At 53.8% G+C, this 13,285-nt stretch carries 12 protein-coding genes; 3 read left to right on the forward strand and 9 right to left on the reverse strand.

Annotation, left to right across the window (positions count from 1 at the left end; translation table 11 throughout):
* The first annotated feature begins 88 nt into the window (after positions 1-88).
* Entirely contained in the window at positions 89-988 is a 900-nt protein-coding gene (locus JWF83_RS16220) for a LysR family transcriptional regulator (protein WP_413651409.1), read from the forward strand.
* Positions 989-1,054: 66 nt separating this feature from the next.
* Here JWF83_RS16220 and ptsG read toward each other — a convergent pair whose 3' ends face one another.
* The 6 genes from ptsG to pabC form a co-directional block, all read right to left on the reverse strand.
* Positions 1,055-2,491, reverse strand: coding sequence for a PTS glucose transporter subunit IIBC (gene ptsG, locus JWF83_RS16225; RefSeq protein WP_413651410.1), 1,437 nt, complete (start codon positions 2,489-2,491; stop codon positions 1,055-1,057).
* A 292-nt stretch (positions 2,492-2,783) separates the two neighbouring features.
* Entirely contained in the window at positions 2,784-3,587 is an 804-nt protein-coding gene (locus tag JWF83_RS16230; protein ID WP_413651412.1) for a metal-dependent hydrolase, read from the reverse strand.
* Between the two features lie 75 nt (positions 3,588-3,662).
* Positions 3,663-4,661 (reverse strand): DNA polymerase III subunit delta', encoded by a 999-nt coding sequence (holB, locus tag JWF83_RS16235; protein WP_413651414.1) that lies wholly within the window; start codon positions 4,659-4,661, stop codon positions 3,663-3,665.
* Complete coding sequence (gene tmk / locus JWF83_RS16240) at positions 4,661-5,293, reverse strand: dTMP kinase (protein ID WP_413651416.1); 633 nt, start codon at positions 5,291-5,293, stop codon at positions 4,661-4,663. The genes holB and tmk overlap by 1 nt, the downstream gene beginning before the upstream one ends.
* Entirely contained in the window at positions 5,283-6,305 is a 1,023-nt protein-coding gene (yceG, locus tag JWF83_RS16245) for a cell division protein YceG (RefSeq protein ID WP_413651418.1), read from the reverse strand. The genes tmk and yceG overlap by 11 nt, the downstream gene beginning before the upstream one ends.
* A 15-nt stretch (positions 6,306-6,320) precedes the next feature.
* Positions 6,321-7,118 (reverse strand): aminodeoxychorismate lyase, encoded by a 798-nt coding sequence (gene pabC / locus JWF83_RS16250; RefSeq protein ID WP_413651420.1) that lies wholly within the window; start codon positions 7,116-7,118, stop codon positions 6,321-6,323.
* 779 nt (positions 7,119-7,897) lie between these two features.
* Here pabC and JWF83_RS16255 point away from each other — a divergent pair.
* Both JWF83_RS16255 and JWF83_RS16260 read left to right on the forward strand, forming a co-directional pair.
* Positions 7,898-9,520 (forward strand): carbohydrate porin, encoded by a 1,623-nt coding sequence (locus JWF83_RS16255; protein WP_413651422.1) that lies wholly within the window; start codon positions 7,898-7,900, stop codon positions 9,518-9,520.
* 43 nt (positions 9,521-9,563) lie between these two features.
* Entirely contained in the window at positions 9,564-10,751 is a 1,188-nt protein-coding gene (locus JWF83_RS16260) for an esterase (RefSeq protein WP_413651424.1), read from the forward strand.
* 75 nt (positions 10,752-10,826) lie between these two features.
* Here JWF83_RS16260 and fabF read toward each other — a convergent pair whose 3' ends face one another.
* The 3 genes from fabF to fabG form a co-directional block, all read right to left on the reverse strand.
* Complete coding sequence (fabF, locus tag JWF83_RS16265; RefSeq protein ID WP_413651426.1) at positions 10,827-12,068, reverse strand: beta-ketoacyl-ACP synthase II; 1,242 nt, start codon at positions 12,066-12,068, stop codon at positions 10,827-10,829.
* An 88-nt stretch (positions 12,069-12,156) separates the two neighbouring features.
* Complete coding sequence (gene acpP, locus JWF83_RS16270) at positions 12,157-12,393, reverse strand: acyl carrier protein (protein ID WP_052897872.1); 237 nt, start codon at positions 12,391-12,393, stop codon at positions 12,157-12,159.
* Positions 12,394-12,547: 154 nt separating this feature from the next.
* A complete protein-coding gene (gene fabG / locus JWF83_RS16275; RefSeq protein WP_413651428.1) occupies positions 12,548-13,282 on the reverse strand; it encodes a 3-oxoacyl-ACP reductase FabG in 735 nt (244 codons plus the stop codon).
* Between the last annotated feature and the right edge of the window lie 3 nt (positions 13,283-13,285).

The raw sequence follows: 13,285 nt of genomic DNA on the forward strand, positions 1-13,285 counted from the left end.
GAACTATAGAAATTATGCAACTAAAGAAAAACCTGGGTAGAGTTCCTGAGTATGCGGACAAAAATGTCCGTAATCATGAGGCAGAGAAATGGACAGCCTGAGTGGATTTACCGTATTTGTTAAAATTGCCGAAACCCGCAGTTTTGTGGCTGCCGGTCGCCAGTTGGGCATTTCGGCTTCGGCCATAGGCAAAAGTGTGGCGCGACTGGAGGCGCGGCTGGGGGTAAGACTGTTTCATCGCAGTACGCGCAGTCTGACACTGACGGCGGAGGGGTTATTATTACTGGAACGCAGCCGTCGTATTCTGGCGGAAATCGAAGCGACAGAACTGGCGCTGTCGCAGGCAACCAGTGCACCGCGCGGACGTCTGCGCGTCAGTTTGCCGCTAATCAGCTCCCTGCTCCTGCCGACCCTCAGCGATTTTATGTTGCAGTACCCCGATATCGAGCTGGATCTCGACTTCAGTGACCGGCTGGTCGACGTGATTGATGAAGGGTTTGATGCCGTTGTCCGCACTGGCGAACCCTCCGACTCTCGGCTGACGATGCGTAAACTGGGAACATTTCATACTACCCTGGTTGCATCGCCGGACTATCTGCGCCAGCACGGCATACCGCAGCAGCCGGCAGACCTGGTTGCACATAACTGTCTGCACTACCGTTATCCCCACTCCGGAAAACTGGAGATATGGCCATTACGCCTGAGACCGGGAGAAGCCGAACCACTGCTGCCAACGTCGATGATTTGCAATGACATTGAAACGCGAGTCTTTTTTGCCCTAAACGGACTCGGCATTGCCTGTTTGCCGGATTTTTCGGTGCGCGAGGCTCTCGCCAGCGGCAGTTTATGTCGCCTGCTGGAGGACTATGTGGATCGCCGTGTCAATTTGCATATCCTCTGGCCGTCCGGTCGCCAGGTATCACCGCGTATTCGCGTATTTATCGACTTTCTTACTGCGCGGCTGTTTCCGGCAGAAGACGCCGGTTAGCTGACGGCAATAAAAAAGGGAGCCGAAGCTCCCTTTTTTGATCACTGCCTGAATCTGAAGCGGTTATTACGCGTGATTACGGATGTAATCGTCCATTTCAGTTTTCAGGTTGTCAGATTTGGTACCGAAAATCGCCTGCACGCCGGAGCCTGCAACCACCACGCCCGCAGCACCCAGTTTCTTCAGGCCAGCCTGATCCACTTTCGTCACATCTGCCACACTTACACGCAGACGGGTAATACAGGCATCAAGGTTAGTGATGTTCGCTTTACCACCGAACGCATTCACCAGGTTACCCGCCATCTCATTCGCCGTACCAACCGTCTGTTCGGTAGTGTTTTCTTCACGGCCCGGGGTTTTCAGGTCCAGTTTCGCAATCAGCACACGGAAAATGCTGTAGTAAATGATGCCGTAAATGATACCGATAATTGGGAACAGCCAGATTTTGCTGCTGTTGCCGCTCAGTACGATAAAGTCGATCAGACCGTGTGAGAAGCTGGTGCCATCACGCATACCCAACAGGATACAGATTGGGAATGCCAGACCGGCCAGAATCGCATGGATGCCGTACAGGATCGGCGCAACGAACATAAAGGAGAATTCGATTGGCTCGGTGATACCGGTCAGGAATGAAGTCAGCGCGGCGGAGATCATGATCCCGCCCACTTTGGCGCGGTTTTCAGGCTTCGCAGAGTGCCAGATAGCAATGGCAGCCGCTGGCAGACCGTACATTTTGAACAGGAAGCCGCCGGACAGTTTACCTGCGGTTGGGTCACCCGCCATATAGCGAGGGATATCACCGTGGAACACCTGACCTGCCGCGTTGGTGAATTCACCAATCTGCATCTGGAAAGGAACGTTCCAGATATGGTGCAGACCAAATGGCACCAGAGCACGCTCAACCACACCGTAGATACCGAATGCCACAACCGGGTTCTGGTAGGCCGCCCACTGGGAGAATTCCTGAATCGCTGCACCCACCGGAGGCCAGATAAAGGAGAGCACCACACCCAGAATAATCGCCGTCATACCGGAGATAATCGGCACAAAACGTTTACCGGCGAAGAAGCCCAGATATTCTGGCAGCTTAATGCGGTAGAAGCGGTTAAACATATATGCCGCGATCGAACCGGCGATAATACCGCCCAGAACACCGGTATCAGCAAGGTGTTTAGCCTCAATGTCTGCCGCCGGCATATGCAGTACCAGGGGAGCGACCACGGCCATGGTTTTTACCATAATGCCATAGGCTACCACTGCAGCCAGTGCCGAAACACCGTCGTTATTGGTAAAGCCTAATGCCACACCGATAGCGAAAATCAGTGGCATATTGGCAAACACCGAACCGCCTGCTTCAGCCATCACATGAGAGACAACAGCAGGTAACCAGCTAAAGTTTGCTGAGCCGACACCCAGCAAAATACCGGCGATCGGCAGTACCGAGACCGGTAGCATTAGCGATTTACCGACCTTTTGCAGGTTTGCAAATGCATTCTTAAACATATTGTGAAGCTCCTGAGTATGATTGCTTTTTTTTATCGCGCAATGCGCGTTGTAAAGGGGGGAGGTTCCCTTTACGGGTGGAGCGTTTTAGCGCTCTCGGTATTTATTACGAAGAGTAAAATAATTCCGATCTGTTTTGTTTGATGGCTATCACGTTTCCTGGAACATCTGCCGTCAACGCCTAAAAAAAATTGATAATTTGCCCGTTTTTAAGCAAAAAAAAAGCGCATACGCCATTTTATGGCGCAGCACTTTACGACTTTTAGTTATTAATTACGAGCTATAAAAGAAATCATCGCTGTGATTCTGCGCCCAGCCGCGACAGCGGAATATGAAACAGATCCGAGAAATTCTGCGTGGTCGCGGTTGCCAGGGCCTCCACATCCACCCCTTTCAGTACCGCCAGATACTCGGCGACATCGCGGGTATACGCTGGCTGATTCTCTTTGCCACGATGCGGCACCGGCGCCAGATAGGGGGAGTCCGTCTCCACCAGCATGCGATCCAGCGGCACAAAGCGGGCAGCCTCGCGCAATGCTTCCGCATTGCGAAAAGTGACGATACCGGAGAACGAAATATAGAACCCCATATCCAGTAGCTTACCGGCCGTTTCACGATCCTCGGTAAAGCAGTGCAGCACGCCGCCGCAACCCTCAACCTGTTCTTCGCGCAGGATCGCCAGCGTATCCTCGCGCGCATCGCGGGTATGCACAATCACCGGCTTATTCAGGTCACGTCCGACGCGAATATGCTCACGAAAGGAGGCCTGCTGGCGCGCTTTCGTTTCCGCCTGGTAGTAGTAGTCCAGACCGGTTTCGCCCATCGCCACTACGCGCGGATCGGCAGCCAGCTGGCGCAGTTCGGCGCAGTCATACTCTTCATCCTGATTCAACGGATGGACGCCGCAGGAGTAAGCCACATTGTGACGATCGCCAATCAGCTGCAGCATCGCTTTATAACCCGGTAACGTGGTGGCAACCGCCAGCATAAATTTCACCTCACGCGCCGCGGCTCTGGCCAGGACCTCATCAACATCTTTGTGCAGCGTTTGGTAGTCCAGACCATCAAGGTGGCAGTGGGAATCAACTAAAAACATACCATTACTCTCTTAAATTCTGCCCGACAGTAGCGGGTACATGCCGGGACGACCTGAAACATGGTCGCGGAACCATTAATGGCTGCCGCTAACCGGGTTGCCGCTAAAAATCTGCTCCCAGCTTAACAGCTGCTCGGTGAGCAGCAGCTCGCGATTAACCGCCACCACGTGACGCAGACGATCGCGGCAGGTCATCCAACTGCGCAAACTACTATCCAGTGCGGAGGAAGGCAGGCGCTGCGCGAGCTGACCAATCAGTATCGCTTGATCAACGTTGCTCATAAACTGGCTGCTCCCCTGCTGCCATTTCATGGCGTCAATCAGTAACGCGCAGAGCCAGCCGATACGTGCGGCGGCATCATCATGATTCAGTACCGGCAGCAAACTCAGTAAATCCTGCTGTAGCGCCGTCGCGAGCGTGCTGCATAGCAGCTGACGCTGCGCCCAGAGTTTCTCATCCAGTAACGTTAGCGCCGCCGCCGGTGCGCCGCTACTGAGGCGCAACGCAGTCACCGCGGCATCCTGCGCGAGCGGGACCTGCTTTTGCAGCCAGCGCAGACTTTGCGCTTCATCCGGCGGCGCCAGATGCCAGTTAAAACAACGGCTGCGCAAGGTGGCCAGCAGCCGCTGTGGCTCGCGGCTGCTGAGGAAAAACCAGGTATTTTTCGGCGGCTCTTCCAGCGTTTTCAGCAACGCATTGGCCGCGGCCTCGGTCAGTTGCGCGGTATCCGGCAGCCACACCACTTTTGCCCCACCCTGCTGAGCATGGTGGTAGAGCTTTTCCGTTACGCCACGCACCGCATCGATACCCAGCGAACTTTTACCTTTTTCCGCCGCCAGCTGATACCAGTCCGGATGGTTACCGGCCTGCATCAGCTGGCAGCCGTGACACTCACCGCAGCTTTTAATACCGTCACGTCTCTGACACATCAGCCAGCGGCTTAGCGCCCAGACCAGCGCATCATCCCCCATACCCGGCAACGCCTGGATCAGTAAACCATGGTGAGCACGATCGGCCTGATGCTGTTCAACAATTTGCCGGTAGGGCTGATTAAGCCACGGATACCAGTTCATTACGCCTGCTCCGTCAGCCACTGCCGCAATACGGTCTTAAGTGACGCCGTGACTTCGGCAATATCCTGGGTCGCATCAATGGTTTTAATACGCGGATCGGCCGCGGCCAGCTCCAGATAACGCTGGCGGGTACGCACAAAGAAACTCAGCGACTCTTGCTCAATGCGATCCAGCTCACCGCGCGCGCGCGCGCGTTGCAGACCGATTTCCGGCGTCACATCAAGGTAAAGGGTCAGGTCCGGCGCAAAGTCACCCAGTACGGTGCTGCGCAGCGCATTCATTAGCTGACGATCAATACCGCGCCCGCCGCCCTGATAAGCCTGCGAGGAGAGATCGTGACGATCGCCGACCACCCAGGCGCCGCGCGCCAGCGCCGGTTTAATCACCGTTTCCACCAGTTGCACGCGCGCGGCATACAGCATCAGCAGCTCCGCTTTATCGGTCACCTGCTCGCCATTAATGCCCTGCTTAATCAGGTCGCGCAGTTTCTCCGCCAGCGGGGTGCCGCCAGGCTCACGGGTAAATACCACTTCGGTAATGCCCTGCTGCTGCAAGACCTCGACCACCGCATCACGCGCAGTCGTCTTCCCTGCCCCTTCAAGACCTTCAATAACAATGAATTTACTGTTCATTCTTTTCCTTCAATGCCTGGCGATAAACCTGCACCGCACGGTTATGACTGGCCAGATTGGTGGTAAAGGTATGGCCACCTTTGCCATCGGCAACAAAATAGAGATAGTTGGTTTTCAGCGGGTGCGCGGCGGCGTCCAGCGACGCTTTGCCCGGCATCGCAATCGGACCGGGCGGCAATCCGCTGATCACATAGGTATTATACGCGGTTGGCGTCTCAAGATCTGCGCGCGTCAGGCTGCCGTTATACTTATCACCCATGCCATAGATCACCGTCGGATCGGTCTGCAGACGCATGCCCAGCCGTAAACGGTTAATAAATACCGATGCGACTTTGCTGCGTTCATCGTTAACCGCGGTCTCTTTCTCAATGATTGAGGCCATGGTGACCAGATCGTTCTGCGTTTTATACGGCAGATCGTCCATTTTCTCCTGCCAGATACTGTCGACCAGCGTCACCATGCGCTGGTGCGCACGCTTCAGTAGTGCTATATCACTGGTATTGGCGGTATAGAGATAGGTATCCGGATAGAACCAGCCCTCAACGCCATCAGTGCTACCCAGCTGTAGCGCCTGCGCCAGGGTGGTAAATTGATCGTCTTCCAGCGTGTGCTTCAGATAAGGCGCGGCACGCAACTGCGCCAGCCACTCCTGCAGACGCGTTCCTTCGACAAAACGGATCGGGAACTGCGCTTCTTTACCACTCGCCAGCAGTTCCAGCATTTCGCGTACCGTCATCGCCTTGCTCAGGCGATAGGTGCCGGCTTTAAATTTCGCCAGCTCCGGTTCCAGTTTCAGCAGCGCGCCAAACCACAGCGTTGGCGGCACGATCTTCTGCTCAACCAGCTGTGCTTCGAGAGCCACACGACCAGTGCCGGCGGGTAGCGTGAAGAGGGTTTCCTGGTTTATCGTCAGCGGTGAAGCCGCAAACTGGCGGATTTGCCAGTAACAGGTGGCTATAATTAGCGCCAGAATCACTATCGCCCCGGCGATAATTTTGCGCGTTTTAGTCATGCAATATCCATTTAATTAACAATATGGGCTGATCAGATCACACAGCTGACGGGAAGAATAGCGCCAGCCCTCAATCTGATAAACCGGCAAAACAGGCATCAGTGCGTTGCAAATCAGCACTTCATCGGCACGGGAGAGCGCACTCATCTCCACGCTGACTTCCTGACAGTGATATCCCTGCTGTTCCAGCAGGCTGATAATGTGCTGACGCATCACGCCGGCTACCCCGCACTGCGTCAGCTGCGGCGTAAACACCTGCTCAGCGGTGCGCCAGAACAAATTGGCCGCACAGCATTCCACCAGCTTACCTGCGGTGTCAAGCACCAGCGCCTCATCGGCGCCAGTCTGCTCAAGTTGCGTACGGATCAACACTTGCTCCAGGCGATTAAGGTGCTTAATACCAGCCAGCAGCGGATTTTGCGCCAGCGCTATCGGGCTGAGCGCCAGTCGCGCCCCGCTGTGGCGTAAGTGGTGATAATGGGCCGGGTATGGCGCTAACGACACAATGCGCGTCGGCGTCTGACAACCTGCCGCACTGTAGCCGCGCCCGCCGCTGCCACGGCTAATGATCGCTTTCAGCACGCCATCGCCCTGCTGTCGCGCGGCCAGCTTCATTTCCGTTTCCAGCGCCAGCCAGTCAACCCCGTCAATCAGCAGGCGGCGGCTGCCCAGCTGTAAGCGCTGCAGATGTTCAGCCAGCCAGTCAATCTGGCCATGACGTACCCGCGCGGTGGTAAAACAGCCGTCGCCAAACTGCACTGCACGATCGTTTACCGCCAGCCGATCCTGTTGTTCACCATTGATCCACACCATGCCTTACCCTTTCCTCAATCGCCGCTGCACTGTCAGATTACCCGGCTGGCGGCAGAGAATCTTCTGAAACTGCCCGCCGCCGCACGCTCAGCGCTATTTATACCACAGCGGAAAAAAACCGCCTGCATGATACGGTTAATGGGCATCTGCCGCCAGCGGGAAAATAGTGACGGGCGCGCGCGCTATTATTAGCGCAAGCACAGAATCCGTTAAGCTAAAATGGCAAATAACTTTGCCGCTATCCGGCAAAAAAAATGTCGCCACCGAAATTCGCAGTAATTATTTTTGATAGTTATCACAAAAACCAACAGAACAATGCATCAGAACTTGTTTTAACTGCGGCCTGTGGCAGAATCCAAAAATCTTATTTAGGATTGTTACTGTTCCTCAGGCAAAACCTAAACCCTCCGGGCTGACATTTTCATTAATGCGGCCCGGAGGGTTTAGGTTTTTTTTTTGGCCTGAATCCGGGCAGCGCCCTTCCGCAATCGGATGCCGACTGGCCTGAGCAGGCATTGCGCCTGTGGACGCTCATCACCCCCGTGGATTGAGGAGGATTTATGCTTTACACCTGAGCAGAGTAACCCATATTTCCGTCACCGCAGCTGAAAAGAAACACGCCATTATCATTTGATGATGACGGTGTTCTGTTGTCGGCAAAAAAAGAAAATAAACGAGCCACATTAAAAATATCACCCTCAGAAAACTTAATTGTATTTAATTCGACCTTTTATCACGCAACCAGAATCCCTTTATCTGTTTATGACAGGATGGTCATTATGAAATCATATCCCTTGAAATTAATCGCAGTATTGATCGCCAGCGTATTAGTGCCGCAATATGCCGCCGCCGCAAAACTCAGCGTTGAACAACGGCTGGAGTTGCTGGAAAAAGAATTAGCCAGTAACAAGCAGGAGCTGCAACAAACCAAAGCCGATTTTAATGCCTATAAACAGAAGACCGAAAAATGGCAGGCGGTGCGTCCGGTAGCCGTTGCGCCGGTCTCTGTGGCGCCAGGCGCGCAGACGGTAGTAGCGGTGAGCAATGCCACCAGCCAGCCAGCGACCACCAGCGGCACGCCAGCAATAGCTGACAACGCCAGCGCTCCGCAGCAGGTTACCATGAAGGATATCAGTAAGTATGTGAAGGACGATATTGGCTTCAGCTACACCGGTTATTTCCGCAGCGGCTGGGGTACCAGCAACAATGGCTCACCCAAATCCTACGCTATCGGCTCACTGGGACGCTTTGGTAATGAATACAGCAGCTGGTTCGATCTCTATCTGAAACAGCGGGTATATAACGAGAATGGCAAAACCGCCCAGGCGGTGGTGTTGCTCGATGGTAATGTCGGCGAACAATATACCTCTTCCTGGTTTGGTGATAACACCGGTACGGAGAATCTGCTGCAGTTCTCGGACATCTACCTGACAACCAAAGGTTTTCTGCCATTTGCTCCCGAGGCGGATTTCTGGGTAGGTAAACACCACCTGCCGGTGTATGAAATTCAGATGCTCGACTGGAAAGGTTACCGCCAGGATGCCGGTGCCGGCGTCGGTATCGAGAATATGCAACTGGGTGTCGGCCTGCTGGATGCCTCTCTAACGCGTGAAGACCTTGATGTCTACAATCGCGACCTGACCGCCACCACGCAGATGAATACCAACTCGATTGACCTGCGCTATCGCAACATTCCGCTGTGGGAAAAGGGGTCGCTGACCCTGATGGGTAAATATGCCATGGCGAATAAAACCGATAGTCAGAAAGAGAATGAGAACGATAACAGCTACTACGATCTGAAAGACTCGTGGCTGGCCTCCGCCACCCTCCGTCAGGAATTGACTCGCAAAGGATTTAATGAATTCACCGTGCAGGCAGCCAATAACTCTATCGCCGGAAATTTCTCCAACTACTCCGAAGCGAACCCATCCCTGGGCGTCAATGGCTACTACTACGGAGACCACGATGGCAGTGCCTGGCGCGCCTTCTCGCAGGGCGAAGTCTATCTGAGCGACCGCATTATTATGGCTAACGCGCTGGTTTACTCCCGGGGTAATGATGTTTACAGCTACCAGAGCGGCGCCCACAGCGACTTTGAAAGCCTGCGTACCGTGATTCGTCCGGCATGGATCTGGGACCAGTATAACCAGACCGGTGTCGAGCTTGGCTGGTTCACCCAGACCAATAAAACTCAGAATGGTACTAACCTGAAAGAGTCTGCCTATAAAACCACGCTTTATCACGCGTTTAAGGTCGATACCAGCCTGTTGAATTCACGTCCGGAAATTCGTTTCTACGGCACCTATATTCATTTGCTTGATAACGAGTTGTCCAGTTACAGCTTCGCGGACGAGAAAAATGACCAGTTCACCGTCGGTGTCCAGGCAGAGGTGTGGTGGTAACCGCATGCTGGCGTGTAGCCAACCGATTTTCAATGGAGAAATTATGATCAACAAGAGCGCACTGGCACTACTGATCACCGGTCTGTTGCTGCCCCCGGCCAGCACAGTACACGCCGTCTCACTGCCGGCGGATTTTCCGCCGCTGCCGCCATCAGATCGTGCGGTTAAGGAGTACGTCACCGCGGTCAATGCGGATAACAGCGTCACCTTCCGGCTGTTCGCGCCACTGGCGAAAGAAGTGAAATTATTTACCGGCGCCACGCCGGAAAGCTTTGTCTCGCACCCGATGAATAAAGACGCCGCCGGGATCTGGACCTTCCGCAGTAAGGTGTTGGCGCCCAATCTGTATGAGTATTTTTTCAATGTTGACGGATTTCGCAGCATCGATAGCGGTAGCGCCAATACCAAACCGCAACGTCAGGTAAACACCAGTCAGATACTGGTGCCGGGCAGTCTGCTGGATGTGCGTGCGGTGCCTCATGGTGAGTTACGCATTCTCACTTACCATTCCGCGGAGCTGGGCAGCGAACGCCAGTTAGCGGTATGGACACCGCCCGGCGTTGATGCGGCGGCGAAAGCGCTGCCGGTGCTCTACTTCTATCATGGTTTTGGCGACAGTGGCCGTTCCGCGATCGATCAGGGGCGTATTCCGCAGATCATGGATAACCTGCTGGCGGAAGGGAAAATTAAGCCGATGCTGGTAGTGATCCCGGATACAGAAACCGATACCGCCAGCACCACGCCGGAAAATGTGGTGCCGCAGGATCGGCGTAAGGTGTTCTATCCGGCCAATGCCCGCGCCGCCGATCGCGAACTGATTCACGATATTATTCCGCTAATCTCTCAGCGCTTTAATACCCGAACCGATGCCGCCGGGCGCGCGCTCGCCGGTCTGTCGCAGGGGGGATATCAGGCGCTGGTGTCGGGTTTAAGTCATCTTGATCACTTTGGTGCGCTGGCGACCTTTAGCGGCGTCACCATCACCACGGTACCCAATGCCGCCGTTAGCGCGCAGCTGGACAAGCCGCAGGAAATTAACCGGCAGCTAAGCAACTTTACCGTAGTGGTAGGTGAGACCGACAGTGTTACCGGCAAAGATATCGCCGGGCTGAAGCAAACGCTGGAGCAAAAAGGGATTAAGTTCGACTACCATGCTTATCCGCAACTTGGTCACGAAATGGATGTCTGGCGTCCGGCTTATGCTGAGTTTGTGCAGAAGTTATTCCGCTAGCCGCTGAGGCAGGCCGCACCAATAAAAACGGCTTCCACTTCGGGAAGCCGTTCCGCTGTAGCAATAATCACAGAATTACACTTTACGGAAAATCAGGGAACCGTTGGTGCCGCCGAAACCGAAAGAGTTACACAGGGTATATTCCAGATTACTCACCTGACGTGCGGTATGCGGTACAAAGTCGAGATCGCAACCTTCATCCGGGTTATCCAGGTTGATGGTTGGTGGCACGACCTGATCGCGTATGGCGAGAATTGAGTAAATAGACTCAACCGCGCCCGCCGCACCCAACAGGTGACCGGTCATCGATTTGGTCGAACTGACCATCACACTGCGCGCCGCAGCGCCGAATACCGTTTTCACAGCCTGGGTTTCCGCTTTATCACCCGCCGGAGTTGAAGTCCCGTGAGCGTTTACGTAACCAATTTGTGCTGGAGACAGTTGCGCATCTTTCAGTGCGTTCTCCATCGCCAGTGCGGCACCCGCGCCATTTTCCGGTGGTGACGTCATATGATAAGCATCGCTACTCATCCCGAAGCCAACCACTTCCGCATAGATTTTTGCGCCGCGTTTTTTCGCATGCTCGTACTCTTCCAGTACTACCATGCCTGCGCCATCGCCCAGCACAAAGCCATCGCGATCTTTATCCCACGGGCGGCTTGCCGCCTGTGGATTATCGTTACGCGTTGACAACGCACGCGCTGCGCCAAAACCACCCATACCCAGTGGGGTACTGGCTTTCTCCGCACCACCCGCGACCATCACATCGGCATCGTTGTAAGCGATAATACGCGCAGCGTGGCCGATGTTATGCACGCCAGAAGTACAGGCGGTAGCAATCGAAATACTTGGGCCTTTCAGGCCATACATAATTGTCAGGTGACCGGCAATCATGTTAACGATGGTAGAAGGAACAAAAAACGGACTGATTTTGCGCGGTCCACCATTAACCAGTGAACTGTGGTTATCTTCAATCAAACCTAAACCGCCAATACCAGAACCGATTGCTGCGCCAATACGGCCAGCGTTCTCTTCTGTCACTTCCAGACCGGAATCCTGCATGGCCTGAATGCCAGCGACAATTCCATATTGAATGAAGGCATCCATCTTGCGCTGTTCTTTACGCGAGATGAATTCATCACAATTAAAATCCTTTACTAAGCCAGCAAAGCGCGTTGCGTAGGCACTAGTATCAAAATGGTCGATCAGGCTGATGCCACTCTGACCGGCAAGGAGAGCACTCCAGGTGGACTCTACGGTATTGCCGACAGGAGACAACATGCCAAGACCGGTCACAACTACACGACGCTTAGACACGTTCGTCCTCCAGGGAGGGAAAATATTGACACTGTGTGGGACGTACTAAAAAACTCAGGCGGTCGAGCGACCGCCTGATGATGTTCAATTAGCTCTGATGATTATTGATGTAATCAATTGCAGCCTGAACAGTCGTGATCTTCTCGGCTTCTTCATCCGGAATCTCAGTGTCGAACTCTTCTTCCAGAGCCATTACCAGCTCAACGGTATCAAGAGAATCAGCGCCCAGATCTTCTACAAAAGAGGCAGTGTTAACAACTTCTTCCTGCTTAACGCCAAGCTGCTCGCCAATGATTTTCTTAACGCGTTCTTCGATAGTGCTCATACTATTAAATTTCCTATCAAAACTCGCTTTCGCGATGGTTTTCGTAGTGTATAAAATGTTGAAAAAGATGCAACTAAATCCCGGCTGGTCAAACCACGATTTTACGCTATTTTGCGGCTTTTACCGCAAATAACGCAAATAATTTTCGTGATTATCAGACCATATACATTCCGCCATTGACGTGCAGCGTTTCACCAGTGATGTATGCTGCCTCGTCAGAGGCTAAAAATGCCACTGCATTGGCGATTTCCTGAGCATCGCCGAGGCGACCCGCAGGCACTTCCGCCAGAATGCCCGAACGCTGATCTTCACTCAGCGCACGCGTCATGTCCGTCTCAATAAAGCCCGGAGCCACAACGTTAACGGTAATGCCACGTGACGCGATTTCACGCGCCAGTGACTTGCTGAAGCCGATCAAACCCGCTTTTGCTGCAGCGTAGTTTGCCTGGCCCGCATTACCCATGGTTCCAACTACAGAACCGATAGTAATGATACGGCCCACGCGTTTTTTCATCATCGCGCGCATTACCGCCTTAGAAAGGCGGAATACCGAAGTCAGATTGGTGTCCAGAATATCCTGCCACTCATCGTCCTTCATACGCATCAGAAGATTATCACGCGTAATGCCAGCATTATTGACTAAAATATCCACTTCGCCAAATTCAGCACGAATATTTTCCAACACGCTCTCAATTGAGGCCGGGTCGGTAACGTTCAGCAGCATGCCTTTACCGTTAGCAGCCAAATACGCGCTAATGGCTTCTGCGCCACTCTGACTGGTCGCGGTGCCGACAACTTTGGCGCCGCGCGCAGCCAGCGTTTCCGCAATAGCACGGCCAATGCCGCGACTGGCACCGGTTACCAGCGCAATTTTACCTTCGAAGCTCATGTT

The organism is Pantoea sp. B65, from assembly GCF_047308185.1.
GTDB lineage: Bacteria > Pseudomonadota > Gammaproteobacteria > Enterobacterales > Enterobacteriaceae > Erwinia.